At 68.6% G+C, this 24,789-nt stretch carries 24 protein-coding genes; 12 read left to right on the forward strand and 12 right to left on the reverse strand.

Translation table 11 applies throughout. The features are described 5' to 3' along the window. Positions 1-28: 28 nt before the first annotated feature. Positions 29-1,639, reverse strand: coding sequence for a long-chain-fatty-acid--CoA ligase (locus HUG12_RS10300; protein WP_179268683.1), 1,611 nt, complete (start codon positions 1,637-1,639; stop codon positions 29-31). A 173-nt stretch (positions 1,640-1,812) separates the two neighbouring features. Here HUG12_RS10300 and HUG12_RS10305 point away from each other — a divergent pair, with 173 nt between their 5' ends. Beyond that, positions 1,813-3,075 carry an NAD(P)/FAD-dependent oxidoreductase gene (locus tag HUG12_RS10305; protein ID WP_179268684.1) on the forward strand — a complete coding sequence of 421 codons (1,263 nt, stop codon included), beginning with the start codon at positions 1,813-1,815 and terminating at the stop codon, positions 3,073-3,075. Positions 3,076-3,192: 117 nt separating this feature from the next. Here HUG12_RS10305 and HUG12_RS10310 read toward each other — a convergent pair whose 3' ends face one another. Continuing rightward, entirely contained in the window at positions 3,193-3,978 is a 786-nt protein-coding gene (locus HUG12_RS10310; protein WP_179268685.1) for a sulfite exporter TauE/SafE family protein, read from the reverse strand. Between the two features lie 189 nt (positions 3,979-4,167). On the opposite strand from HUG12_RS10310, the gene HUG12_RS10315 reads away from it, so the two are divergent. The 4 genes from HUG12_RS10315 (at position 4,168) to HUG12_RS10330 (ending at position 9,150) form a co-directional block, all read left to right on the forward strand. Further along, a complete protein-coding gene (locus tag HUG12_RS10315) occupies positions 4,168-5,949 on the forward strand; it encodes a 5'-nucleotidase C-terminal domain-containing protein (protein WP_179268686.1) in 1,782 nt (593 codons plus the stop codon). Positions 5,950-6,061: 112 nt separating this feature from the next. Then, complete coding sequence (locus tag HUG12_RS10320) at positions 6,062-7,210, forward strand: MBL fold metallo-hydrolase (RefSeq protein ID WP_179268687.1); 1,149 nt, start codon at positions 6,062-6,064, stop codon at positions 7,208-7,210. Positions 7,211-7,330: 120 nt separating this feature from the next. Further along, complete coding sequence (locus HUG12_RS10325; protein WP_179268688.1) at positions 7,331-7,717, forward strand: DUF302 domain-containing protein; 387 nt, start codon at positions 7,331-7,333, stop codon at positions 7,715-7,717. Positions 7,718-7,773: 56 nt separating this feature from the next. Further along, a complete protein-coding gene (locus HUG12_RS10330; RefSeq protein WP_246308029.1) occupies positions 7,774-9,150 on the forward strand; it encodes a multicopper oxidase family protein in 1,377 nt (458 codons plus the stop codon). A gap of 181 nt (positions 9,151-9,331) precedes the next feature. Here HUG12_RS10330 and HUG12_RS10335 read toward each other — a convergent pair whose 3' ends face one another. Both HUG12_RS10335 and HUG12_RS10340 read right to left on the reverse strand, forming a co-directional pair. Further along, positions 9,332-10,450 carry a succinylglutamate desuccinylase/aspartoacylase family protein gene (locus HUG12_RS10335; RefSeq protein ID WP_179268690.1) on the reverse strand — a complete coding sequence of 373 codons (1,119 nt, stop codon included), beginning with the start codon at positions 10,448-10,450 and terminating at the stop codon, positions 9,332-9,334. A gap of 38 nt (positions 10,451-10,488) precedes the next feature. Further along, positions 10,489-12,558: a heavy metal translocating P-type ATPase gene (locus HUG12_RS10340; protein WP_321169575.1), complete on the reverse strand. Its 2,070-nt coding sequence runs from the start codon at positions 12,556-12,558 to the stop codon at positions 10,489-10,491. Between HUG12_RS10340 and HUG12_RS21710 the strand changes: the two genes are divergently transcribed. Next, positions 12,553-12,708, forward strand: coding sequence for a hypothetical protein (locus HUG12_RS21710; RefSeq protein ID WP_246308219.1), 156 nt, complete (start codon positions 12,553-12,555; stop codon positions 12,706-12,708). The two genes, HUG12_RS10340 and HUG12_RS21710, sit on opposite strands and share 6 nt — an antisense overlap. Before the next feature lie 104 nt (positions 12,709-12,812). Here HUG12_RS21710 and HUG12_RS10345 read toward each other — a convergent pair whose 3' ends face one another. Next, a complete protein-coding gene (locus HUG12_RS10345) occupies positions 12,813-13,817 on the reverse strand; it encodes a potassium channel family protein (protein WP_179268692.1) in 1,005 nt (334 codons plus the stop codon). Positions 13,818-14,047: 230 nt separating this feature from the next. Between HUG12_RS10345 and HUG12_RS10350 the strand changes: the two genes are divergently transcribed. Continuing rightward, positions 14,048-14,353 (forward strand): hypothetical protein, encoded by a 306-nt coding sequence (locus tag HUG12_RS10350; protein ID WP_179268693.1) that lies wholly within the window; start codon positions 14,048-14,050, stop codon positions 14,351-14,353. Positions 14,354-14,433: 80 nt separating this feature from the next. Here HUG12_RS10350 and HUG12_RS10355 read toward each other — a convergent pair whose 3' ends face one another. The 4 genes from HUG12_RS10355 to HUG12_RS10370 all read right to left on the reverse strand — a co-directional run bounded on the left by HUG12_RS10355 (position 14,434) and on the right by HUG12_RS10370 (position 18,427). Next, entirely contained in the window at positions 14,434-14,937 is a 504-nt protein-coding gene (locus HUG12_RS10355) for a hypothetical protein (protein ID WP_179268694.1), read from the reverse strand. After that, a complete protein-coding gene (locus HUG12_RS10360; protein WP_179268695.1) occupies positions 14,934-16,004 on the reverse strand; it encodes a cell wall-binding repeat-containing protein in 1,071 nt (356 codons plus the stop codon). The genes HUG12_RS10355 and HUG12_RS10360 overlap by 4 nt, the downstream gene beginning before the upstream one ends. A 149-nt stretch (positions 16,005-16,153) precedes the next feature. Continuing rightward, complete coding sequence (locus HUG12_RS10365) at positions 16,154-17,941, reverse strand: DUF4396 domain-containing protein (RefSeq protein ID WP_179268696.1); 1,788 nt, start codon at positions 17,939-17,941, stop codon at positions 16,154-16,156. A gap of 132 nt (positions 17,942-18,073) precedes the next feature. Then, positions 18,074-18,427 carry a four-helix bundle copper-binding protein gene (locus HUG12_RS10370; RefSeq protein ID WP_179268697.1) on the reverse strand — a complete coding sequence of 118 codons (354 nt, stop codon included), beginning with the start codon at positions 18,425-18,427 and terminating at the stop codon, positions 18,074-18,076. Positions 18,428-18,758: 331 nt separating this feature from the next. Here HUG12_RS10370 and HUG12_RS10375 point away from each other — a divergent pair, with 331 nt between their 5' ends. The 4 genes from HUG12_RS10375 to HUG12_RS10390 all read left to right on the forward strand — a co-directional run bounded on the left by HUG12_RS10375 (position 18,759) and on the right by HUG12_RS10390 (position 21,031). Continuing rightward, on the forward strand, positions 18,759-19,070 hold the full coding sequence (locus tag HUG12_RS10375; protein WP_179268698.1) for a hypothetical protein: 312 nt from the start codon (positions 18,759-18,761) through the stop codon (positions 19,068-19,070). Next, positions 19,067-19,642: a winged-helix domain-containing protein gene (locus HUG12_RS21715; RefSeq protein WP_179268699.1), complete on the forward strand. Its 576-nt coding sequence runs from the start codon at positions 19,067-19,069 to the stop codon at positions 19,640-19,642. Before HUG12_RS10375 ends, HUG12_RS21715 begins: the two co-directional genes overlap by 4 nt. A 98-nt stretch (positions 19,643-19,740) precedes the next feature. Next, the gene (locus tag HUG12_RS10385) at positions 19,741-20,214 is read left to right on the forward strand and encodes a halocyanin domain-containing protein (RefSeq protein WP_179268700.1); all 474 of its coding nucleotides are present in this window, start codon (positions 19,741-19,743) and stop codon (positions 20,212-20,214) included. A gap of 88 nt (positions 20,215-20,302) precedes the next feature. Then, positions 20,303-21,031 (forward strand): CAP domain-containing protein, encoded by a 729-nt coding sequence (locus tag HUG12_RS10390; RefSeq protein ID WP_179268701.1) that lies wholly within the window; start codon positions 20,303-20,305, stop codon positions 21,029-21,031. Between the two features lie 267 nt (positions 21,032-21,298). Here the strand turns inward: HUG12_RS10390 and HUG12_RS10395 are convergent, their stop codons facing one another. From HUG12_RS10395 to HUG12_RS10405, 3 genes are all read right to left on the reverse strand, one after another. Further along, positions 21,299-21,784 carry a hypothetical protein gene (locus HUG12_RS10395; RefSeq protein ID WP_179268702.1) on the reverse strand — a complete coding sequence of 162 codons (486 nt, stop codon included), beginning with the start codon at positions 21,782-21,784 and terminating at the stop codon, positions 21,299-21,301. 246 nt (positions 21,785-22,030) lie between these two features. After that, the gene (locus HUG12_RS10400; protein ID WP_179268703.1) at positions 22,031-23,155 is read right to left on the reverse strand and encodes a mandelate racemase/muconate lactonizing enzyme family protein; all 1,125 of its coding nucleotides are present in this window, start codon (positions 23,153-23,155) and stop codon (positions 22,031-22,033) included. Further along, entirely contained in the window at positions 23,152-24,087 is a 936-nt protein-coding gene (locus HUG12_RS10405) for a 1,4-dihydroxy-2-naphthoate polyprenyltransferase (protein WP_179268704.1), read from the reverse strand. Before HUG12_RS10405 ends, HUG12_RS10400 begins: the two co-directional genes overlap by 4 nt. A gap of 148 nt (positions 24,088-24,235) precedes the next feature. Between HUG12_RS10405 and HUG12_RS10410 the strand changes: the two genes are divergently transcribed. Beyond that, positions 24,236-24,781 carry a carboxymuconolactone decarboxylase family protein gene (locus HUG12_RS10410; RefSeq protein ID WP_179268705.1) on the forward strand — a complete coding sequence of 182 codons (546 nt, stop codon included), beginning with the start codon at positions 24,236-24,238 and terminating at the stop codon, positions 24,779-24,781. Positions 24,782-24,789 lie beyond the last annotated feature (8 nt).

The raw sequence follows: 24,789 nt of genomic DNA on the forward strand, positions 1-24,789 counted from the left end.
CCACGGGACAGTCTCCCACCTCCGTTTCTCACTCGCCACGAAGCTCGAACTTCTGGACCTTCCCGGTCGTCGTCCGGGGAAGCTCCTCGACGAACGCCACCTCGCGCGGGTGCTTGTACTCCGCGAGGTTGTCGAGACAGAACTGCCTGATCCCGTCGGCCGACACCTCCCCGTCCGGCGCCCGGACGACGAACGCCTTCACCGTCTCGCCGCGGCGGTCGTCCGGGATCCCGACGACCGCGACGTCGGCGACCGCCTCGTGCTCGAACAGCAACTCCTCCACCTCGCGCGGGTAGACGTTGTAGCCCGCGGTGTTGATCATGTGCTTCCGCCGGTCGACCACGTAGTAGAAGCCGTCCTCGTCGTGGTAGCCGACGTCGCCTGTGTGGAACCAGCGTGTCCCCCCTTCGTGGGTGAACGCCTCCTCGTTCGCCTCCGGCCGGTCGTGGTAGCCCTGCATCACGTTCGGGCCGGCGACGACGAGTTCGCCCGTGACGTCGTCCAGGTCGGTTTCGCCGGACCCCGTCCGGCTCTCCGAGGCCGTTCCCCCCTCGCCGCCCTCGTCGACCGGCCCCTCGGGGACCGGGTCGACCGCCTCGAACCCGTCGTCGACGATCCGCGCCTCGACGCCCGGAAGCGTCCGCCCGATGGAGCCGACCCGCCGGCCCTCGTCGGCGCTGTTGAAGTGGGTGACCGGGCTGGTCTCGGTGAGGCCGTACCCCTCGTAGATCGTCGCGTCGAACAGTTCCTCGAAGCGCCGGAGCACCTCCACCGGGATGCCGGCGCCGCCGACCCCGCACATCCGGAGCGAGGAGAGGTTTCGGTCCTCGGCGTCCGGCTGGTTGACGACGTCGTTGTACATCGCGGGCACGCCGTGCATCATGGTCAGCCCCTCGCGCTCGATCAGGTCCATCGCCTCCTCCGCGTCCCACGAGGGGAGCGGGAAGTAGGCGCCGCCGGCGAACAGCGCCGCGTTCATCACGACGGTCATGCCGTATATGTGGAACAACGGGAGCACCCCGAGCAGGCTATCGTCGGCGCGGACGCCGCCCCGGGGGAGCGAGCGCGACATCTCGGCGTTCGACCGGAGGTTCTCGTGGGTAAGGAGCACGCCCTTCGGCTGGCCGGTCGTCCCCGAGGTGTACGGCTGGCAGGCGACGTCGTCGGCGTCGCGCTCGACCGTCTCGAACCCGGGCGTCCCGCAGAACTCCTCGAAGGCGACGGCGTCGTCGGCCCCCGCGTCGCCGTCCCCGCCGACCGTGACGAGGTGCTCGACGCCCGTCTCCTCCCGTACCTCCTCGACGAACGGCGCGAGGTCCGCGAGCGCGACGACCACGTCCGCGCCCGAGTCCGAGAGGAGGTGCTCTATCTCCCGCGCCTTGTACTGGGGGTTCATCGGGACGACGACACCCCCGGCCCGCAGGGTCCCGTGGAAACCCACGACGAACTGCGGGAGGTTCGGCAGGTAGAGCCCGACCCGGTCGCCGGGTTCGACGCCCGCATCGGCCAACCCCGAGGCGAACGCTCCGATCTGACCCCACAGTTCCCCGTAGGTGAGCTCCCGGCCGCGGAACCCGACCGCCGTCCCGTCCGCGTGTTCGTCGGCTGCCGCCGCGACGGATTCTACCAGATTGACCATGACGGATTCCCGGCGTGTCGCGGGTAAAGTCTTTCCCGCCGAGGGGGTGCGAACGGCGCGAACCTTGTCTCCCGTCTCGCCGGAACGGCGACGCGGCCTCGTCCGTCACGGCTGCTCCGTTCGGCCTGTAGTCAGCGAGGTATACTTTTCAGTCTCTCCAGCGTATCGGTGGCATGGATCGGCGGGGCACGCGCTACGATCGCAGCCCGTTCGTGGACGGCGGCGGGCACTTCTCCGGCGTCGGAACGCCGACCGACTGCTCCGGACGGTCTGCCGCGGTCGTCGGGGGAGCGGTGAGCGGTCTGGCCGCGGCGTACGCCCTGCACACGCTCGGCTACGAGGTCACGCTGTACGAGCGCCAGGCCTACACGGCAAAGCGGGTCAACTGCGGCGAGGCGATGACCGCGGCGTCGGCCGTCCCGCTCGCGAAGACGCCCGAGAACGGGTTCGCGAACGACACGCCGGCGTTCGAGGTCGCCGTGTACACGGACACCGGTTCCGACCGGCGGCTCGTGGGGCAGGTGACGCTCCCGGCGGCCGACGCATACGTCACCGATCGGAACCTCGTGGAGCGACGCTGGGCCGAGCAACTGGCGGACGACGGCGTCGGCGTTGAGGCGGACCACTCGGTGACGAAAGCCGAGTTCGAGACGCTCGCGGACGCGCACGACCTGCTCGTGGACGCGACGGGCCAACCGTCGCTCGCCAGCAAGGTGACCCGATCCACCGCCGAGTACAGCGGACACCTGACCGCGCTCAACGCCGACGTGACGGGGGACTTCTCCGAACAGTATCCGCGGTCGCGGATGGTCCTCGAGAACTACGTGGGCTACGCGTGGGCGTTCCCGAAGTCGCCAACGCGCGCCAACGTCGGCATCGGCTGGGCGGGGCCCGACCGGCCCGACGACTACATGGCGGCACTGCGTGCGGCCTGCGAACGGAACGGGTGGCCCGTCCCGACCCGCGACCGGACGAACGTCGCGATCATCCCCGAGGGGCCGAGTTTGGCCCCGACGCGGACGTACCTGCCGGAGTTCGGCGTCGTCCGGGTCGGCGACGCGGCGGGGATCGCGAACCGCCTCACCGGGAAAGGGATCTCCCAGGGGATCCACTCGTCGTACCTGATGGCCGAACTCGCCGCCGAGGACCGCCTCGCCGACTACCCGTTCGTGCTCCACGAGCGGCTCCGCCCGGAGTACTTCCTCGCCCACGTCGTCCGTGGCGTTCTCGAGGTGGGGGAAGCCACGTTGCTCGGCGACGTCCTCGAGGCGGTCGCAGGGATCGACATCGAGGACGTGGACCGGTCGCCGCGGTTGGCCCTCGCTCGGCTCGCCCGGCGTCCCGCCCTGCTCGCCCGGTTGGTGACACGCCCGTGGATCCTCCGGCGCGTGTTCGACGCCTACACCGACCGGTGGGAGTATCGGCGGGCGACGTAGTGGGGCTGTCGAACCGACGTTCGGATCGCCGTCCGCGCGGTCGAACTCCTCGAGCGTCCACGTCCATCGTGAAGCGCTCAGCCTCCACGGCGTGCGGTCAGCGCCCCTCGGAACCGATCAGAGTTCCGGGACGGCCGTGAACAGTAGGACGAACGCGTTCACGGTCAGCAGCGCGAGGACGATCCACTGGAACACGCGCTCGGGGACGTGGTCGAAGATGTACACGCCCACCCACGCGCCGACGAACACCATCGGAATCGCGACCGCCGCCTCGACCATCAGCGGCGACGTTACGGCCCCCGTGTACGTGAGGCTCCCGAGCCGGTACAGCATGAGCGTCCCGAAGAAGGCGGTGAACACCGCCTTCATCTCCTCGTCGCTCCAGAAGCCGCTCGCGGACATGAACGCCCCGTACACGATCATCGGCGGACCGGGGACGGCGACCGATCCGCCGAAGATCCCCGCGAGCAGGCCGGCGGTCGCGCCGACGAGCCGTCCCGGGCGGTACTCCCGCGCCTCGATCCAGTCCGTAACGACGTCGAGTTGCTGGGTCGCCCCGACGACGATGACGGCTAACACGAGGACGGCCCCGATCGCGACGCGCATTTGTGCCGGGTTGAATCGGCTGAACACGTAGATGCCCAGCGGCATCCCCACGGCGAGGCCTGCGACGGGGACGATCCACTTCCGCGGGTCGAACGCGTCGCGGACGCTCCACCAGACTCGCCCGTTGCTCACGACGGCAGTCGCCGTGAAGATGATCGACGCGCTCGACGGGGACCGGAACAGCGGCATCAACCCCATCGACACCTGCGCGAACCCGAACCCCGCGATGCCGTGAACGACCGGTGCGACCAGGATGACGGCCGCGGTGAGGCCGGTCGTCACCCACTCGACTACCATCGACACAGCCCCCGCTCGACGGTTCGACGACTCATCCTCGCGAGGGACGAAGGGTTCCCGAATCATGCCCGTTGTGGTTGCAGACCGAACGGACCCCCGCGGGCTCCCACAGTGGTCGCCCTTTAAACTGCTTGAGATGGAGCCCACAACGCACGTGGCCGAACCCGACCTAGTCCGCCCCGTCGTCACATGTCCAGCGATGAGTCACCCGTGGGCCCCTGGCGGTCGCTCGACGGGGGACTAGCCGGCGACGGTGGGGACCCAGACCTCGTGTTCGCGCACGTCAGCGACCTGCACGGACAGCTGACCCCGCGGCATCAGGTCTACTACGACAACCCCACGTCGGGGCCGGATTTCGAGTTCGGCGACGACGACCGCGTCGTCGAACGCGGCGGCGGCGTCCCGGTCCTCGCGGCGAAACTCGACGAACTCCGCGGGCGACACGAGGTCCGAACGCTGATGAGCGGCGACACGTTCCACGGCTCCGCGGTGACGACGTACACGGACGGGCGGGCGATGCTCGACCCGATCAACCGGCACCTCGAACCCGACGTGTACGTCCCCGGCAACTGGGACTTCTCGAACGAGGCAGCCGAGGACGGCAACTTCCTCGACCTGATGGACGCGCTCGACGCGCCGGTGCTCGCGAACAACCTCTACGACTGGGGGACGGGCGATCGTCTGTTCGACGCCTACGAGGTCTTCGACGTGGGCGGCGTCGCCGTCGGCGTCGTCGGGATGACGAACGTCTACGTCGACCGGATGGCGCCCGCGTTCGCCGAGGGGAAGTACCGGTTCGGGAAGCACCCGGCGCTCCTCGAGGAGTCCGCGGAGGCCGCACGCGAGGACGGCGCGGACGTCGTCGTCGCCGTCACCGAGATCGGCCTCCCCTGGATGGTGCAGGCCGCGAAGGACTGTGCGAACGTGGACGTGATGTTCAGCGCGCACACCCACGAGTACACGTACGACCCAATCGTCGTCGAGGACACGGGGACGGTCGTCGTCGAGTCCGGGATGGGCGAGGCGCTCGGGCGGGTCGACCTCCGGCTTCGGGACGAGGAGGTGCAGTTCCGACACCACCTCTACTGTCTGACCGAGGGCGGCGAGCACACCCCGGAACCGGACCCCGAGGCAGCGGCGACGGTCGAGTCGGTACGCGCGCCGTTCCTCGAGGACGACCCGGGGTTCGAGCGCGGTGCCGGTCGGCTCGACCGTCCCCTCGACGCGGTCGTCGGGCGGACGGAGGAGCCGCTCTACCGGCAGTCGTTCCTCGAGAGCGCCTGGAACACGCTGTTCAACGACGCGCTCCGCGCCCACTTCGAGGCCGACCTGGCCGTCTCGCACGGCTTCCGGTACGGGACCGCCGTCCCCCCGGGCGAGCTCACGCTCGGACAGCTGTACACGTTCTTCCCGCAGACGGTTCCGGTCGCACGCGGGGTCGCGTACGGCCAGCAGCTCACCTCCCACATGGAGACGTTCCTCGAGGACAACTTCACGCCGTACCCGTACGACCAGGAGGACGGCCGCGTCCGGAGCTACTCATCGAACGTCGAGGTGACGATCGACCCGACCGCCAAGCGCGGTCGTCGGCTGGTCGAGCTGCGGGTCGACGGCGAGCCGGTCGACCCGGAGGAACCGTACTCGGTGGCGACGTTCACCCGCCCCGGCGACCCCGAGCGCGACCTCGGGAACTGCGGGTTCCCCTTCCGGGACGTACGCGTCGACGACGGGACGGTCCCGGTCGACGTCGTCGCCGCGTACGTCGAGGAACACTCGCCGGTGGACTACGGGGTGACGGGGCTGGTCCGGACCGCCGACGACGGCGGCCGGGCCCAGAACACCCCCGCCGACGGCCCGTACCCGTTCGTCCAGCCGGGCGTCGACTACGCGGACGGCGAGACCTACTGCGGGACGGCGATGATCCCGCGGGGGAACGCCTTCCCCGACGAGGGGCGGAACCGGCGACGGTAGGGCGGCCGCTGGCGGTCGACCGGCGGAGCCGGTGGCGGAGGGGCGAAGCGACCGACGGACGGACGATGTGGGCGGAGAACCGACGCGAAACCACACGGGAACCCACGAAACCATGGTCGAGAAAATCACCGCGGAACAGCTCGCGGACGGGATAGACGCCGGCGAACAGTTCACGCTCATCGACACGCGCCCGGAGGACAGCTTCGAGGCGTGGCACGTGCGGAACGCGGAGAACGTCCCGTACGACCCGCGGGAGGGACTCGACGAGGGCCAGTTCGAGGAGGTGAAGGAGCTGGCCGACGGCCGCCCCGTCGTCGGCATCTGCGGCAAGGGGATTACATCGACGCCGTTCGGCTTCGAACTCGACGAGAGAGGCTACGACGACGTGTCGGTCGTCGCCGGCGGCATGGAGGCGTGGAGCAAGGTGTACGAGGTCGCCCCCGTCGAGACGGAAAACGACGACCTCGTCGTCCGGCAGGTCCAGCGCCGGGCGAAGGGCTGTCTCGGCTACGTCGTCGGCTCGCGGGAGGCCGAGGAGGCGGTCGTCGTCGACGCGACCAGACAGACCGACCAGTTCAAGGTCACCGCGGCGGACGCGGGGCTCACCGTCGCCCGCGTGTTCGACACGCACGTCCACGCGGACCACATCTCCGGCGGCCCGGCGCTCGCGGAGGAGGTCGGCGTCCCGTACCACCTGGGCGAGCCGGCCCACGACCGCGGCGTCGAGTACGAGTTCGACGCGCTCTCGGACGGGGAGGTCGTCGAGGTCGGCGACGTTAGGGTCGAGGCGCTCCACACGCCGGGGCACACCTCGGAGATGATGAACTACCTCGTGGACGACGAACTCCTGCTCACGGGCGACACGCTGTTCGTCGACTCGGTCGGCCGGACGGAGCTCCAGTTCGGCGAGGCGGACGCCTCCCGTGGCGCCGAACTCTTGTACGAGTCGCTCCACGAGACCATCCTCGAGTTGCCCGACGACGTCCGGATCCTGCCGGGCCACCTCACGATCACGAGCGACGGTCGCTACGAGAACGGGACGCCGGGCGAGCCGCTCACGGCCCGCCTCGGCGATCTCCGCGAGGAACTCGACCTCCTCGGGCTCGACGAGGCGGCGTTTGTCGAGCGGCTGACCGAGAACGCCCCCGAGAAGCCGCCGAACTACGAGTCGGTCATCGCCATCAACACCGGCCGGGAGACGGTCGAGGACGAGAGCGAGGCGACCGAACTCGAACTCGGCCCGAACAACTGTGCCGCGTGAGCGGGGTCACGTCCCCGTGGGTGCCCCCGCGGGGACACCGCGACTCTCGTCCGCTCGGTCGGACCCCGGGAGGACGCGTCCGTCAAAACAGTAATCACCGTTCGGAACGTCTTGCACGATGTGTCCTATACTACACAAAAACAGGTGACCGGATCGTTCGACGACGTCGTCGAGCGGACGATCGACGCGCTGGAGGACGAGGGGTTCGGGGTACTCTGTGACATCGACGTACGGGCCACGTTCGCGGAGAAACTCGACGAGGAGTTCCGCAACTACCGCATCCTCGGGGCGTGCAACCCGCAACTGGCCTACCAGGGGCTCGAGGCCGAGATCGAACTGGGCGCGCTGCTCCCGTGTAACGTCGTCGTCTACGAGGCCGACGACGGCGACGTCGTCGTGAGCGCGGTCGACCCGGAGCAACTCGTCGGCATCACGGACAACCCGGAACTCGACTCCATCTCCGAGGACGTCGCGGGTCGGTTCGAGCGGGTGCTCGACGCGCTGTGAGCGGCCGGTCGTCCCTCGATCGACGGCGGCTTCTTCGTGCGCTCGGCGGGGCCGGTGTGAGCGCGCTCGCTGGCTGTTCCTCGCTCGGCGGCTCGCCGTTCGACGGCTCCGCGTCGACGTCGACTCCCCGTCCGGCCCCCTCGGGCCCGGCCGACACGACCGCGACGCTGCGGGCGACAGCCGGGACGGTCGAGCCGGGCCCGGGGGAGTCCACAGAGAACTGGCTCTTCGACGGCGAGTTCCCCGGCCCCGAACTCCGGATGGCCGAGGGTGAGGTGTTCGAGCTCGAACTGACGAACGACCTCCCGGAAGGGACGACGATACACTGGCACGGCGTCCCCGTGACGAACGGGATGGACGGCGTTCCCGACGTCACCCAGGCGCCGGTCGAACCCGGCGGCTCGTTCACGTACCGGTTCCGGGCGGAGCCCCCGGGCACGTACTTCTACCACAGCCACGCCGGCCTCCAGCTCGACCGCGGGCTGCTCGCTCCGCTCGTCATCGAGGAGTCCGACCCGCACGTGGCGTACGACCGCGAGTACACCGTCGTCGTCGACGACTACCTCGACCGTGCCCCGCGACCGCTCTCCGCCGCCGACTCGGACCGGGGCCCAGGGGGCGGTCCCGGCGGCACGGGCGGCGGACCGATGGCGACGAGACGACCGCCGTACGCCGGCCCCCTCGTCGACGGTCGCCTGCCGGACGACCCGCGAACGTTCGGGGTTCGGGACGGCGAGCGCGTCCGCTTCCGGTTCGTCAACGCGAGCAGCGCGACGGCGTTCCGCGTTCGGATCGCCGGACACCCGTTGACCGTCACGCACGCCGACGGACAGCCGGTCGAGCCGGTCACCGTCGACTCGTTCGGCTTCGGCTCGGGCGAACGGTACGACGCCGTCGTCGAGGCGGGCAACCCCGGGACGTGGGAGCTACGTGCCGACGCCATCGACGGCGACGAACCGCCGGGGAGGGCGATCATGTCGTACGAGGGTACCGGGGCGTCCGAGTCGCCGACCGCTCCGTCGTCGGACGACCGGCGGCTGTCGTACGACGACCTCCGGGCGCTCTCGCCGTTGGACGGCGTCGGCGGGAGTCCGGATCGAACGTTCGACCTGACGCTCTCGGCGGGCCGTCGCTCGAACCGGTGGCTGATCGACGGGGAGGCCTACCCCGACGCGGACCCCCTCGAGGTTCGGGAGGGAGAACACGTCCGGGTCAGGATGACGAACCGGAGCCCCGTCATCCACCCGATGCACCTCCACGGGCACTTCTTCCGGGTCGGGGACGCGGTCAAGGACACCGTGGTCGTCCCCGGCCACATGGGCCAGGTGACGTTCGACTTCGTCGCCGACAACCCCGGGAACTGGCTGTTCCACTGCCACAACCTGTACCACCTCGACGCGGGGATGGCACGCGTCGTGCGGTACGTCCAATGATCCACGCGGTCGGAACACGCTTCCGTCCTTCCGCCCGGCCGCCTCCGGCGGTGCAGATACGACCGAAGTACCGGGAGGTGGGGGGTTCCCGACGGAGGGACGCCGAGTCGCCCGGGTTCCCGCCCAGTACGTCGAACCCGCCGTCGTCCGGTCGCTTTCCGCCGGAAGGTCGACCGTGGGCTTACCCCGTGTCGTGGGGTTCGCGGCCACCTTCGGAACCCGGCCCGTACTCGTGTTCCGCGTACCACTGGGGCTCGGGCCACTGGAATCCACCCTCCCGGTAGACGTCGAACGCGCCCCGCTCGATGTCGTCTCCGATGATCGCCGCGGTTGCTTCGTCGACGCTCACGAAGTGACAAAGCGGGTGGCCGGGGTACGCGACCGCGCTCTCGAGGACGCCGACGACGAGCCCAGTGGCGGGCGCGCGAACGACCTCGACGTCCTCCTTGAAGTGATCCGAGATCGTGAACAGCGGCTCCCCCTCCTCAACGAGCGGGTGAGGTCCCCACTCGATGTCGACGAGGCCGCCGGTTTCCGCGCGCACCCACGTCTTCTCGCCGTCGCGTGCGACCACTCGCGTCCAGCCGGGCCAGGAGACCGGTCGACCGGGAAGCACCTCGTGTTCAGCCAGCACGCTCGCGACACAGTGTAACGCCCGGTCGAGATGCGCCGTCTGGAACCGGTGGGCGCGGCCCATCTCCACCGTGACCGTCGGAATGCCGTCCCCGCAGGCGACACGCCGGAGCGTCCCGTCCGACCCCTCGCCGTCCAGGATGACGCCCGTTCCGAACGCACGAGCGAGACGTTCGACGGCCGGATCGCGCATGTCCGCGCGGACGTGGTACATGGTCGTCCGGTTGCGCGTCGAGGTGTGGAAGTCGAGGCCGAGATCGCACTTCGAGACGAACTCCTCGTAGATCGTGTTCGCGAGCCGGCCGGCCATCGTCCCCCGTGCGTTCCCGGGGAACGACCGGTTGAGGTCCTCGTCGTAGATGGGGACGTAGCGCTGCTGGGCCAGAAACCCCGGGACGTTCAACACGTGGAGACAGACGAGCGCACCGTTGACGTCGCCGGGCCCATAGCGATCTGCCACCTCCTGAACGATCTTGACGCCGTTCAGTTCGTCGCCGTGAACCGCGGCGGCCAGGAAGATCCGGGGACCGGCGGCGTCGCCGTTGACGACGGTGACGGGGATATCCAGCGCGTCGCCGTGATACGTCTCCCCGGCGTCGAAGCGGAACGTCCGCTTCTCGCCCGGATCGACGGAATGTCCACCGACGGTCACTGGTCCCGAGGTCATGGTACAGATGGGTCAGCTGGGTGGCCCGGTCGGCACCCCTAATCCGCCGGCCGTACCTCCCCCGGCACCGACACGCCCGGGAGGCTCGGCAGGTCGAGGTCGACCCGGCGGAGGAACTGGGCGTTGATGGCGACGATCACCGTGCTGAGCGACATGAGCAGGGCACCGACCGCGGGCGAGAGGAGGATGCCGATGGGGGCGAGGACGCCGGCCGCGAGCGGGATGGCGAACACGTTGTAGCCCGCGGCCCAGACGAGGTTCTCCTGCATCTTGCGGTAACTCGCCTTGCTCAGTTTCACGAGGCGAACGACGTCCATCGGGTTGTTCTGGACGAGGATGATGTCCGCCGACTGGACCGCGACGTCCGTCCCCGACCCGATGGCGATGCCGACGTCCGCGCGCGTCAGCGCCGGCGCGTCGTTGACGCCGTCGCCGACCATCGCCACGAACTTGCCCTGGTTCTGCAGTTCCTGTACCTTCTCGTCCTTGTCCTCGGGCAGGACCTCCGCGAACACCGTATCGATGCCGAGCTCCTCGGCCACGGCGTCGGCCACGTCCTTCGAGTCGCCGGTCAGCATCGCCACCTCGATGCCGAGTTCGTGGAGCCCGTCGACGACCCGATAGCTCTCCTCGCGGATGACGTCCGCGAGCGCGAACGCCGCGACCGGGTCCCCCGCGACGCTCGCGGCCCCGCCGCTCGCACCGCCCGAGGGCTCGCCGCGCTCGCCCTCGCGGACCAGGTAGACGACCGTCCGCGCGTTCTCCCCGGCCCGTTCCGCGAACGCCGTCAGTTCCGGCGGGACGTCGCTGTCGAGCTGCGAGAGGAGGTTCGGTCCGCCGACGTGGACCGTCCGTCCGTCGACGGTCGCGCGGACGCCGCGACCCTTGAGCGCCTCGAAGCCGGTCGCGCTTCGCGCCGCGACGCCCCGCTCGTCGGCCGCCTCGCGGATCGCCCGGGCGATCATGTGCTCGGAGTCGCCCTCGACGGCCGCGGCGAGCGCCAGCGCCTCGTCCTCGTCGACGCCGTCGACGGTCGCCACGTCGACGACGCCCTGTTCGCCCTCCGTGAGCGTCCCCGTCTTGTCGAAGACGATCGTGTCCAGTTCGCGGGCCTCCTCCATGGCGATCCGGTCCCGGATCAGCATCCCGTTCTGCGCGGCGAGCGACGTGTTGATCGCGACGACGAGCGGGATGGCGAGCCCGAGCGCGTGTGGGCAGGCGATCACCAGCACGGTCACGACCCGCTCTACGACCGTGGCGTCGAACGAGACGGCGACGGTCCACGCCACGGCGGTCACGGCAGCCGCGGCCACCGCGACGTAGAACAGCCACCCCGCCGCGCGGTCGGCGAGCATCTGGGTCCGGGACTCGCTCTTCTGGGCCTCCTCGACGAGACGCATGATGCCCGCGAGCGTCGTCTCCTCGCCCGTCGCGCTGATTCGGACGCGGAGGCTGCCGTCGCCGTTGATGGTGCCGCCGATCACCTCGTCGCCCGGGTCCTTCGAGACCGGTCTCGACTCCCCGGTGATCATCGACTCGTTCACGTCCGAGTCCCCCTCCTCGACGACGCCGTCGGCGGGGACGCTCGCACCCGGGCGGACGAGCACCAGGTCGTCCTCCGTGAGGTCGCTCACCGGCACCTCCTCTGTGTCGCCGCTTCCGGTGATGCGCTCGGCGGTGTCCGGGAGCAGTTTCGCCAGTTCGTCGAGCGCGCTCGAGGCCCGGCGGACGCTCCGCATCTCGATCCAGTGGCCGAGCAGCATGACGTCGATGAGCGTCACGAGCTCCCAGAAGAACGCCGACGTCGTCGGGAGGACCACGCTCGCCAGGCTGTAGACGAACGCGACGGTGATGGCCATCGAGATGAGCGTCATCATCCCCGGCGCCCGGTCCCTGAGCTCCGGGACGGCCATCCGGAGGAACGGCACGCCCCCGTACCCGAAGACGACCACCGCGAAAACCGGGTTGATCCACTCGCTTCCGGGGAACACTGGGACCGAGAATCCGAGCCACTCCTGCAGCGTCTCGCTGTAGAGGAGGACCGGAATCGAGAGGAGCGTCGAGACGAAGAAGCGTCGTCGGAACATCTGCTCATGCCCTTCGTGCATACCCCCATGGTCTCCGTGGTCGTGGCTGCCATCTCCATGATCCATGTCGTGCTCGTCGTGCTCTGCAACCTCATGCTCCGCCTCGTCAGCGTCCTCGGCTTCCTCCTCAAGCAGCGACTGTTCTACTCGGGATTCTTCCTCGTTTGGTGAGTGATCGTGTTCGTCCATGGGTGTCTTTATTGAACGGCCATACGGGACCAAGGATGATTGGTGTGTGGGCCATATGCGGAGCCCATTATGCTGATTCTAGCCCATTATGCTGATTCCCTCTGAGTTGGCCATTCTCGCAGGTCTGATTCTATGAGCCCCAGGAGTATTCGCCGGCGCTCGGTCATATCAGCCATCGAGGCGAGATACTCTTCGTCAGAAACGGTCGGGATTCCCACGTCGCGAAGGGTTTCGATCTCAGGTACGGGTGGAGAGCGATCAGCCGGTTCGATGTAGGCACTTCCGACTGTCTCAAGATAGCTCTCGACGCTAGCGCGACCTTCATTCATGAGGATCGCGTTCGGTCGGCTCCGTTCGTCGACGGCGAACTGAAGCAGTGTGAGCGCGTTGTCGAGGACTGCAATGCTTGTCGTCGGCGCTTGCGCTGATCGTCCGCTATAAAAGTAGTGGAGAATGGGGTACGCCTTGTGGTTTGATGTGAGCATATTGAGCTGTGTCGAAACGGTGTTGAGAGGGACTTCGAGCCCCTGAAACGCTTCACCGTCCCAGCTCGTCTGGAGAATCTCGGTGCCCTGCATGCCGAGTCCGCTCACGGTAGTCGCAAACGAGTGCTTCTGTGTGACCGCTCCGAGGACGGACAGGACGTACGTCACACTCAGGGTGATGAAGAGCATCCCGCTCGCGGACGCAAGCGTAGTTACGATCTGCCAGATGCTCCCCTGGGGAATGAAATCGCCGTTCCCCAGGGTGAAAATCGTGTAGCCGGTGTAGTAGACGAGGTCGGACCACGAGATACTCCGTCCGTTGACCGTGTCGAGCAGAGTGTTCTCGGCGCTCGCGAAGAGGAGCGTCCATCCGGCCCAGAGGAGTGCGATCCAGCTTGCGAGGCTCAGGACCAGGATTACTGGTCCTGAGAGCGTAAGGAGCCGGGAATTACGACCGCCGACCCTCCGCAGGACCGACCAGGTCCCCGCCATCAGCCACGACGTAAGCGGTCCGGCACCACCCTCCACCCAGAGCGTCGTCCAGAGGAGGTCTACGATGACGATGACGAGACAGAGGATTCCAAGGACGAGGGAGAAGACGTTCATGCGGTTTCCTCCCCGGGAGTGGACCTACCCTGGTGGTAGGTGTATGAACGGGTGCTTCCGTTTGGTGCCGTGTTCACCCGGCCATGACGGCTCGAGTCCGGTGTTTTCACGCTCTCTTGGTCATTCTCCCGGACGGAAAATGCTCCTCCGTAGGCCACGGCGGGAAGCCGAAGAAGCAACGGCAGGGTAGCCCGAACACGGAAAGGCAACGAGGGACTAGAGCTGGTACTGTGACCACGGAGACACTCGAGGGCTACGTCATCGACGTCGGATGCATCCGGAAGAACGCCCGTGACGACCTTCTCGAGAAGGCCCGAACGCACACTCGGGAGTGTGCACTGATGGGCCACTGCGTCGAGAGCGGGTACGGCATCGTGACCGAGGACGATCGATTGACCGTCCTCGACCCTGAAGCGACCCCGAAGATCGTCGCCGTCGTCGGGGAGAGCGACACGGAGCAGGGGATTCGCCTCCGCGTCCAGCGGGACGAGCGAGACGGCGCGATGGAGACGACTGATATCGAGGAGAGTGGATAGCGGCCGCACGCCCGACGCCGACAACCTCCGGGGTTCTGACCGTGTACCCCCGAACGTGGAATCGTAGGCCAGTGGGGAGATCAATCGGTGCTCGACTCCATTGTTTCTGATCGGCGAGGATGCTCGTGATGCGTCACGGTTCCCTCAACAGCCGTTGCCCCGTGAGAACGAAGCAGCGCCTCCACGTCTTCGACTCGGTTATCCGGGACAGTCACTGCAGTCTGCGGTCGGTCCAACGCCGGTGGTCGTCGGTATGTCCCAATCACGCCGCCGAGGAACCCTCCGCACGCCGCACCGAGGCCGAACCCGAGGAAGATCAGCATGTACCGTCCCGCGGTCATGATCGGACTCACGCGCGGTATCCAGAACACGTTCTGGTCCATGGCAAACAGGAGGACGGCGCCGAGTACTCCTCCCAGTAGTCCGCCCCAGAGGAGCCCCCGGGTCTCGGGCATCGTCGCAGTGGGATCGAAGAACGGGTTATCGGTGTCCGGCTCTGTGGGCTCTAGGCCTGCATCACGAAGTACCTGCTTTGCCCCAGCTGCCGCATCTGTTTCATCGAATGTCGCGACGAGACGTCTCACTGTCCACCTCCAGGTTCCTGTAGCATCGTGTGGAGCCGTGCTTGAACTCGCTGGCTAATCTGGTTCGTGTCACCGACGATCCAGCCGTGGTTGTACTTGCGATCGTACGGTGCAGCCTCGTGTGGCCGCGTGAGGTTCGTCAGATAGTTCCCCACCGCTGCCGGGATGGTATCCGACTCCACGAGGAGCATTGGACCGTGTTTCCCGCGATGGCTTTCGACGCAGGCGGGGAGTGCAGTCTGCCAGTTCTCGGGATTGGCGAAGATGAAGTTGTGCCCGCTCTCGGCGATGCCCCAGCCGATGTTCCGTGGCCACTCGCCGAACACCCACCCCTGGTTCCGGCCGAGGTCCTTGTAGCCGGCGAACCCGACGCTCAGCTTGTACGGATCAGATCCCTGCGGAATCCGCTGGACGTGGCCGAACTGTGCGAGCTCACGGGCGACCTGCGCACTGATTCTGCTCTCGTCGCCGAGGAGGTACATGTACGCCTCGTCGAACCGGGCGTCGAGCTGGCGGCGTGTCACCTCCGGAATACGATCACCGTCGACGTAGAGGAAGCCGTCACCGCCATGAGCGTTCCAAGATTGGGCCGGGATAGCCGTCCGGAGGTCGTCGAGATCGGCGATGAACGTGGTGTCCCGATGGTTCGCGTGGATCGTACTGAGGTACTGGTCGACGTTGGCCGCTACCTCTGCCGGGCTGTCACCCGGAATGCGACTCGTCTTCAGACCCATCCCCTCGATGGTTTGCCGGACGCCACTGCTGATGTATCGCTCACCGCCGACGAGGTACACCTGCACGTTCCCGTCGACGTGAACTCCCTCCGGATGAAGCCGCTCGATCTCCTCACGAGTTGCTTCCGGCAGGGAGTCCTGCTCCGTTAACAGGACAGCGCCATCGATCGGATGATGGATGACGGCGACTCCCGGGAGCGCTGCACCCAGATCGCTATCGTTGATGAGTATCGCCGCACCCGGCCGGGTGTGCTCGTTGATCGCCGTGTAAACGTTCTGCGTGAACGCCGTCGCGGTCTCGTACTCGTTGCTCCCGGCGAGGCGGGTCGTCATGGTCGTGGCGGTCCACTCATCGAAGTCAGCACTTTCCGGCCCCGATTGGCTCCCCTGCTGGGACGTCCGGGCCAAGGTAACTCCGGCAAGGCCAGTTCCGACTGGCAGTGCGGCGAGATCGCGCAGGAACTTCCGGCGACTGCGATCACTCATAGCGCACCACCCGGTTTGAGATTCCTCCGGACGAGCAGGCCGTTCACCGGCCAAGCGATGAGGAACCCGACGAGCGTGGCAAACGCCATCACGCCGAACCAGAGGATGTTATCGTCTCCTGGCATCATCTCCAGATTGAGCATCATCAACACCCACATCCCCCCCATCATCCCGATGGAGACACTGGTCATACTCACGGCAACGATTTTTGCGCCTTGTTCCGCTGCGGACCTGGTGTCGAGGCCCTGGGAGTCCATCAGCATGGGGATGTGGAAGACGAGCCACGAGACGAGGAACGCGACGACGTAGACGATGACGATGAGGAGCGTCATCGCGTTCCCGAGCCAGAAGAGCGGGCCATCGATGACGAGCATCGGGATTCCAAAGTAGTTGAGGAGGAACGCAGTGGCGATCATCGTGCTGGCGGCGAAGCCGACGCCCATAGCGGTCGCTGTAGCTGCTCGGAGCCAGTATGGACGCAGGACGCGTGGACCCTGATCGGTGGTAACGATCTGTCTCCCACGGTAGGACAGCCAGTAGAGCCCGAGTCCGAACGGACCAAGTACGAGCGTGAACAGTGGCCAGACCATCTTCGTCCAATCGTTCATCTCGGGGAGTCGATGGCGTGAATGGGCGAACACGAATGACGAACCGAGGAGGCTGAATGCCGCCCACACTGCAGCAAGGGACTCAAGTGGGCTTAGCCCGGCCCCCTGATGACGGTACTGCGTAATCTCGACCGCGTAGTCGAGACGGCCCTGTGACACCCAGGACACCTCCTCCGTCGATCCCATCGCGAACAGGTGGTTGAACGGTCCTTCTGCAGGCGTCGAGAACCACGCCGGCTGGGTCTGCCAGGCGTAGTTTTCAGTGACAGCCGGTAGGCTTCCGTCCTCGTTTACAAGCAAGATCGGCCCGGCCTTCCCATATTGAAGGTTTGCCGTCGAGACGCCGTGTTCCCATTCGCCAGGGTTCACGAGCATGAAGTTGTAGTACCCCACTTTGTCGCGTTCGTGAATCCCCCAGCCGAAGTCGCGGGACTCGTCCCGAAACTCCGCGACCTCGACTGCGTGTGCCTGGGGAGTCTGCCCTGCAACGCGGGTCCACCGGACGTCAAGCTCCGAAAGCGCATCGTCGCTGACGAGGCGGGGCGGCGCGAGGACGTATGCATGGGATGCGTTCGTCTCCTCGATTGCCCGTTGAGTGGCGTCCGGAGTCCCGTTCTGGTTCGCGTACAGAATCGGGTCGCCGGAATACGCGCTCCATGCCGCCGCCGGAAGCGCCCATCGGGGCGCTTCTGAACTCACGATGATGACGTTGTTCGGACTGACGTCGTCGGACGAGTTCCCGCGAGTCGCGATCTCTGCTGCCGTCTCAGCAGAGTTCCCGCCGGAGACAGTCACCGTGGAGACGTTTGCGTCATCCGTTCCGTTACCGCCGTTTGGAGCACTGGCGTTCCCGAACAGGAGTATCGCATCTTCACTCGCCCGCAAGCGGGATGCTGCAACTGCTGCCTGCCAATCGTTCTCCGGAACGCGAACGACCGTCGAGTACTCCAACCCGGACCCGGCCGGCCGAGCTGCCTGGGCTGTAAGTTCACTCTGGCGCTGTGGGTTATCGACGGGGAATCGGCTGACGTCTTTCGTCTGCATCGTCGAGTACGACGCGTCAGGGGTCTGTCCGTAGTCGAACAGCGTCAACCCGACCACGTAGAGGGGTTGCGTTGCGACAAGAATCGCCACGACGGCGGCGACACCGATTGCTATCGTTTTCCAGAGGTCCATCTCAGTGTTCGTCGTTTTCGTCTAGAGGTGACGGGGGTCGGAAGCGTCGTGTCCACTCTACGAAGCGGACAGGCTCGGCCGAAGGAGGGTTTATCATGGCTCAATCCCCCCCATAAACCTCGATCGAAGCGATTACGCCGACATCATGTCCCGACAGCTCTCCGCGCACTCGCGGAGGACCTCGGCACACACCTGGCAGTGCTCGGCGTCGTGGCGCTCGCACTCCTCGGCGCACTCCTCGCAGGCGCCGGCGCAGACCTCGGCAAGCTGGGCGCTGTAGTTCGAATCGCGCGCCATGAAGCGTGCGTGGAGCGTCGTGAGGTCGGCGACGTCCCGACAGAGCCTGAGACACTCCGCCATCTCCTCGCCCTCGCCGGCGCACTCGTCGGCGCACCACTCGCACGCCTGCGCGGCCTCGAAGCAGTTGTCGATGCACTGTGCCATCCGTTCGTTCTCGCCCACGTGGTCGATCTCTGTCAGTGCCATTCCGGTTCGTCCGTTCGCCGCGGAGCCGTTTTGTTATCATCCTCCCAAGGACGGTCGAGTAACTAGTGAGGTGCCGGGTCCGGGCGGTAACTCGGCCGTTCTCCGCGGCCGGTCGGGACGGACTCCCGGGTCTGCCGTCCCGTCGCCGCCGGCCGCGCTCACGGTAGAGCGCCGTCGGGCGCCGTCGAACGAACCCGGCGTCCTGCCTCCGCGTGCTCGTACGGTCTCCCTGTTCGGCGGTAGGTCACCCCCTACCCGGTCGGCCCCTGTACGGTCCCGCCCGCAACGGCCGGCCAGTACATTAACGCTCGCACGTCACGTACGCTAGCCCGTGACTGACACGCTCCTCCACGCGCTCAGCGTTCCGTTCGCGCTCGTCGCCGGAACCGGTGCGGGAGTCCTCGCCGTGCTCTCGTGGCGCCTGCTGCGGGGATCGCCGCTGGGGACGGTGATGGGCGTGGCGTCCGCGGCGATGGCGGTGATCACCGCCCACCACGCCGTCCTGCTCGTGATGGGGCCGGACACGCTCGTCACTGAGTTGTTCGGGAGCGGAACGTACACAGCCGTCGCCGTCCTCGTGGCCGTGGCGATCAGGGGGCACCGACGACGGGAGCGGGCCGACGCCGCGACCGATCCGCCATGACGGCGCTTTCCCCGTTTCACGCGTACGACCTCCTCGTGAGCCTCGTGGTCGGGATCGAACTCCTCTACTTCCTCCGCCTGGCGTCGCCCGCCGTGGAGCACCGACGGCGCCTGCTCGCGACCGTCGTAGGACTGGTCGCCTTCGTCGTCGGCGGACCGGTCGCGGAGACGGTCCTGCCGGACGCGGTCCACTGGGTCCACGGCGGGGCCGCGCTCCTCGTCGTCCTCGGCCTGTACAGCCCGGTCCGCGACGACCTTCGGGCGGTCGAGCGGGCGGGGAGACCGTCGAACGCGCCGGATCGAATCCGTGACGCCGCCGACTGGACGACGCCGCTGGACGGCGAGATACTCGCGCTGTTCGACTCCTCGGAGCTCATCCTCACCCCGGCGATCGTCGCGGTGAACATCGGCTACAGCCGGGAGGAGGTCAACCGTCGGCTGCGGACCCTGGAGTCCCACGGCCTCCTCGAGCGCGTGGAGCGCGGGAAGTACCGGCTGACCGACCGGGGCGAACGGTGCCTCCGGGGGGACCGCGAGGCGACCCAGTCGACGGGGCCGGCCGGCGGGAACTGACCGCTTCCGCCCGGCGCACGTGATGCCGGCCGACGGCCGACGCAACGGGCCGAGCCGAAGTCGGCGCAGTCAAACCCCCCGGTCGCGTACGCCCCCCGATGACGGACTCGACCGGGACCACGACGCGGACCGAGCGGCGACCGTTCCTGCGGGCGATCGGCGCCACGGCCGTCGCCGGGACCGCCGCGCTCGCCGGGTGTGCCGGCGCCGACGGGGGTTCGGGCGACGGCGAGTACGACGGCTGGATGGAGAGTGCCGTCGGGTACGACGGCGAGACCGCGGACCGCACGGGCGAGGACGAGGTGACCGTCGAGGTGGGCGCGGGCGACGGCTACTCCTTCTCGCCCGCTGCGGTCCGCGTGACGGACGGAACGACGGTGGTCTGGGAGTGGACCGGCCGAGGGAGCCGGCACAACGTCGTCGACGAGGGGGGAAGCTACGAGAGTCCGTACTACCGGGCCGAGGGGGAGACGTTCGAGCACGCGTTCGAGGAGGTCGGCACGTCGAAGTACGCCTGCGACCCGCACCGGAACATGGGGATGAAGGGCGTCGTCGACGTGGTCGAGGGGTAGCGGGGCGGCCGGTCGACGCGTCAGCAGGCGGTACCGCCCCTCCGGGTCTCCACAGGCCTTTCACTCCGTCGCCCCGATGGGACGGTAGATGGTCTCCAGACGAACGGTTCTCTACGTCGCGGGCTCGGCCGGGGTCGCCGGCTGGCTGACGCGGGAGGGGTACGTCTCCGTCGACGCGGACGAGCCCTCGGTGTCCGTGGACGCCGGGGCGGTTCCCGAACTCGACGACGTCGTCGACGCGAGTCGGTTCGACCGCCCGTCCGACACGTCCCCCGGAGCGTCGCCGAACGACGGGGCGGACGGCCGGGACGCCGACGAGGAGTGGTCGACGCCCTCGGCCGACGGCGACTGGGACCCCGTCGCCTCGGGGCGGGCCGCACACGACGAGGTGAACGAGCGGCGCGCCGACGCGGGGGTCGCCGAGGTGGCCTGGGACGACGCGCTGTTCGGGATCGCCCAGCGGTACGCCGAGCGGATGGCCGAGGAGGAGTTCTTCTCCCACACGGACCCGTCGGGCGGGGACTTCAGCGACAGGTACGAGGACGCCGGGTACGCATGTCGCGTCGACGCGGGCGACGACGGGTACGCGACCGGCGGGGAGAACCTCGCGCGGACGTGGTGGAAGCGGCGCGTCCGGACGGAGTCCGGGACGGCCGTCCACTCCACCCCCGAGGAACTGGCCGAGGGGGCCGTCGAACAGTGGATGAACTCGACCGGCCACCGCGAGAACCTCCTGCGCGACTACTGGAACAACGAGGGGATCGGGTTCGACAGGGACGACGAGGGGAAGGTGTACGCCGTCCAGAACTTCTGTTGAGCGGCGGTCCCGCCGGATCCCGATCGCGGTCCACCCTCCGACCCGTCGGTCGGTTGCTACGATTTCGCTCGACCGGCTCGGTTGAAACTCCACCGAACGGACGCTGTTCCGTGTGACACGGCCGGGAAATAGGACTGCCAACGTACCCTCGGTGGACCCCTCAGGTAGAGCCGTTGTGTTCGCTAGCCTGCACTGTCGACAGGAAGCGGCATCGGGACGCTCGCCCTGACCCGAATCGGACCGAAAGACGGGGAGGCAGGAACTACGCTAGGCTGCCCTCGACGACGGTGACGACGTCTCGTCGCCGCTTTCTCGGTTCCTCCGTCCTCGCAATCCGACGATTCCGGCGCCAACGAGGAGGCCGCCGCCGGCGACGAGCAGGAACGGCTCGGCGCCGAAGACGAACATGATCGGTTCACCGGAGAACCGATACGTCGTTTCCGTGTAGAGCGGGTAGGGTAGCGAGCGCGCCGCGATGATCATCGTCCGGCACGCCTCGAACAGGACGGCTCCACCGACCGCCGCTGGCACGATGGAAAGACGCTTCCTTCGGAGGGAGACGGCTGCCCCACCGATTCCGATGACTCCCGTTCCTGTGAGCAACCACTCTCTCCGCCCGAGTACTTCCCCACCGGCATTGATCGTTCCCTGGTACCCCGGTGCAACGTGCAGAACTCCCTGATGAATCCCGACTACGATCGCCGCGTATCCAGCGATCGCGAGGACGACGGGGACCACCGTGTCGTCTCTCATGGAATAATTACTATAGGTGTGATATTTAATCGTAGCGCTGGGATTCCGAAGTGACCGAGGTTCTCACTGGTCAGTGGCCCGATTCACGTCCCGGTGAGCACGGACGAGGACCTTCGAACGGCACCCCTCCGCCCTGCCGAACGACTCCTCCATGCTTCCCTCTTGAAACATCAAATCCATCACGCGCCGAGGATTTCGACGGAGTCGCTCGCCGCGAACGCACCCGACCCCGACGGCGACGGCCGGTCACACGAGCCCCTCGAACGCCTCCCCGGCGAGCCCCGGGCCGTCCGGCACCGCGACCCGGCCGTCGACGACGGGTACCGGATCGTCGGCGACGTCGGCAGCAAGCAGGTCCCCCGTCGCGAGGCCGTGGGCGCGCTCGGCCCCGCCGGGGATCGCCGCGGCGAGGTGGACGGCCCCGGCCCGGGCGACCGCCGCGTCGACCGTCGTCGTGACCACCGGGTCGACCCCGCGGCGGGCCGCCGCGCGCGCGACCGCCGCCGCCCGTTCGAGTCCGCCGATCGCCATCGGCTTCAGCACCAGGGCGTCCGCCGCGTCGGCCGCCAGCGCCGCGAACGGGCCGCACGCGGCGAGCGACTCGTCGAGGGCGACGGGCGCGCCGACCCCACGGAGCGCGGCGTGGCCCGCCAGGTCCCCCGCGGAAAGGGGCTGTTCGACGTACGCGACGACCCCCTCCAGCGTCCGGAGCGCCCGGGTCGCCGTCTCCCGGTCCCACGCACCGTTCGCGTCCGCCCTGAGGGTCGCCGTCGCGTCGTCGGCGTCCGCGTCCTCGCCGACCGACGCCCCGTCCGACGCCGCATCCGGCGGCGTCGCCCCCACGGCGTCGGCGACCGCTTCGATCCGTTCGAGGTCCTCGGCCAGCGGTCGCGCGCCGACCTTCACCTTCAGGGTCCGGAACCCCGCCGCGACCGCCGACTCGGCCGCCGCGACCGTCTCGGCGACCGGACCGTCGCCGACCGTCGCGTTCGCCGGCACCGACTCGGCGGGGTCGGGCCGACCGTCCCCTTGGCGCGCGAGCGTCGTCGCGACCGAGTCCCCCCGCCGCCTCGCGAACGCGTCCCGGAACGCGAGCGTGACGGCGTGGCGGGCCGCGGGCGTGTCGACCCCCGGCAGCGGCCCGTCCGAGGCGGCGCGGAGCGCGTCGCGACAGGCGTCCGGCGCCTCCGTCCACCCGGGGAGCGGCGCCGCCTCGCCGACGCCGCTCGTCCCGCCCGCGTCGACCCCGACGAGGAACCCCTCCCGTTCGGTTATCCCTCCCCTGGCGGTGGCGAGCGGGCGCTCGAGGCCGACGGCGAACTCCCGGCAGCGGAGGCGCCCCGACCCGCGGTCGCCCCGGGGTCGGCTCATAGCGCGAGTCCGAGCGCGAACAGCGCCGAGAACGCCGCGAGGAGCTTCCCGGTCCGTTCGAGCGCGGGGTTCAGCGCCTCCCCCGACGTCTCGGCGAGCAGGGTTCGCGCGACGAGGGCGGCGTACGGGAGCGTGAGGAGCGGGAGCAGCGTCGTCGGGGCGGACGTGGCGGCCGCGAGGCCGACCGGGACCGCGTACGCCAGCGCCAGCAGTGCGAGGAACTGGGCGCGTGCGACGCCGTAGCCGAACCGGACGACCAGCGTGCGCTTGCCGGTCGTGGCGTCCTCCTCGCGGTCGCGGACGTTGTTCACGACGAGGATGTCGGTGGAGATGGCGGCGACCGGCAGCGACGCGACCACCGCGACGAGGGGGACCAGTTCCGGCCGGGGGACGAGCGTGAGGAATTCGACGCCGAGGCGGGCGGCCGCCTGCACGTAGTAGGTGCCCGTGACCGCGACGAGGCCGAAGAAGACGAACACGAAGAGGTCGCCGAGGCCGTGGTAGCCGAGCGGGTACGGCCCGCCGGTGTAGGCCACCCCGGCAGCGACCGACAGCAGGCCGACGATCAGGATCGGAAGCCCGCCGACGGCGACGAGGTAGGTGCCGACGACGATCGCGGCCGCGAACGTGAGCCACATGGCCCGCTTCACCTCGGCCGGGTCGATGAGTCCCCCGGCCGTCACGCGGGTGAACCCCTCCCGATCCGCGGTGTCGGCGCCCTGGACGGCGTCGTAGTAGTCGTTCGCGAAGTTCGTCCCGATCTGGATCAGGACGGCGCCAAGCAGCGCGACGAGCGCCGGGAGCGGCGCGAACACTCCCCGTCCGACCGCCAGGCCCGCGCCGACGAGGACGGGCGAGACGGCGGCCGGCATGGTCTGCGGGCGCGCGGCCATGAGCCAGGCCCGCGACCGCGACACCTCCCGAGTACTCATTGCCGGTGGTTCGGCCGACCCGTCCCTGAAAGTTACCATCGACGGCGGGGCCGGCGCGGACCGTCGGACCGCCGGACGGGACCGACCGGCGGGCCTCCGCCCGCCGGGCCGCCGGCAGGATGACGTACCGCCGGCGCGAGCGGCCGCCATGGCCCGCGTTCCCTACACAGCCCCCGACGACGTGCCCGCCGAACACCGCGACCTGCTCGTCTCCGCGCTGCAGGACCGTCCGCTCAACGTGTACCGCGCGCTCGGGAACAATCCGGCCGTGCTCGCGGGGCTCCGCGGGTTCCTCTCGTCGCTGTGGGCCGACACCGGCCTGTCCGAGCGCGAGCGCGAACTCGTGATCCTCGCGACCGCACGGGAGGTCGGGAACGAGTACGAGTGGCACCAGCACGTCCGGATCGCCCGGGGGATCGGCATCCCCCACGACGAGGTCGCCGCGATCGGCGCGGGCGACTTCGCCCCGTTCGAGGGGCACGAGGCGGCGCTGCTGGCGTACGCCCGCGCGACCCTCCGCGGGGAGGTCGACGACGACCGACACGATGCCGTCGCGGGGGCGTTCGACGACGCGACGGCCGTCGGGGTCGCGGCGCTGGCGGAGGGGTACGCCGCCCTCGGCGGGGTGATCGACGCGCTCGACGTCGAACTCGAGGACGGGGAGGCGTTCGTCGGCTGGGACCCGCGGGAGTGACCCTGCCG

Origin of the sequence: Halorarum salinum (genome assembly GCF_013402875.1) — an archaeon.
GTDB lineage: Archaea > Halobacteriota > Halobacteria > Halobacteriales > Haloferacaceae > Halorarum > Halorarum salinum.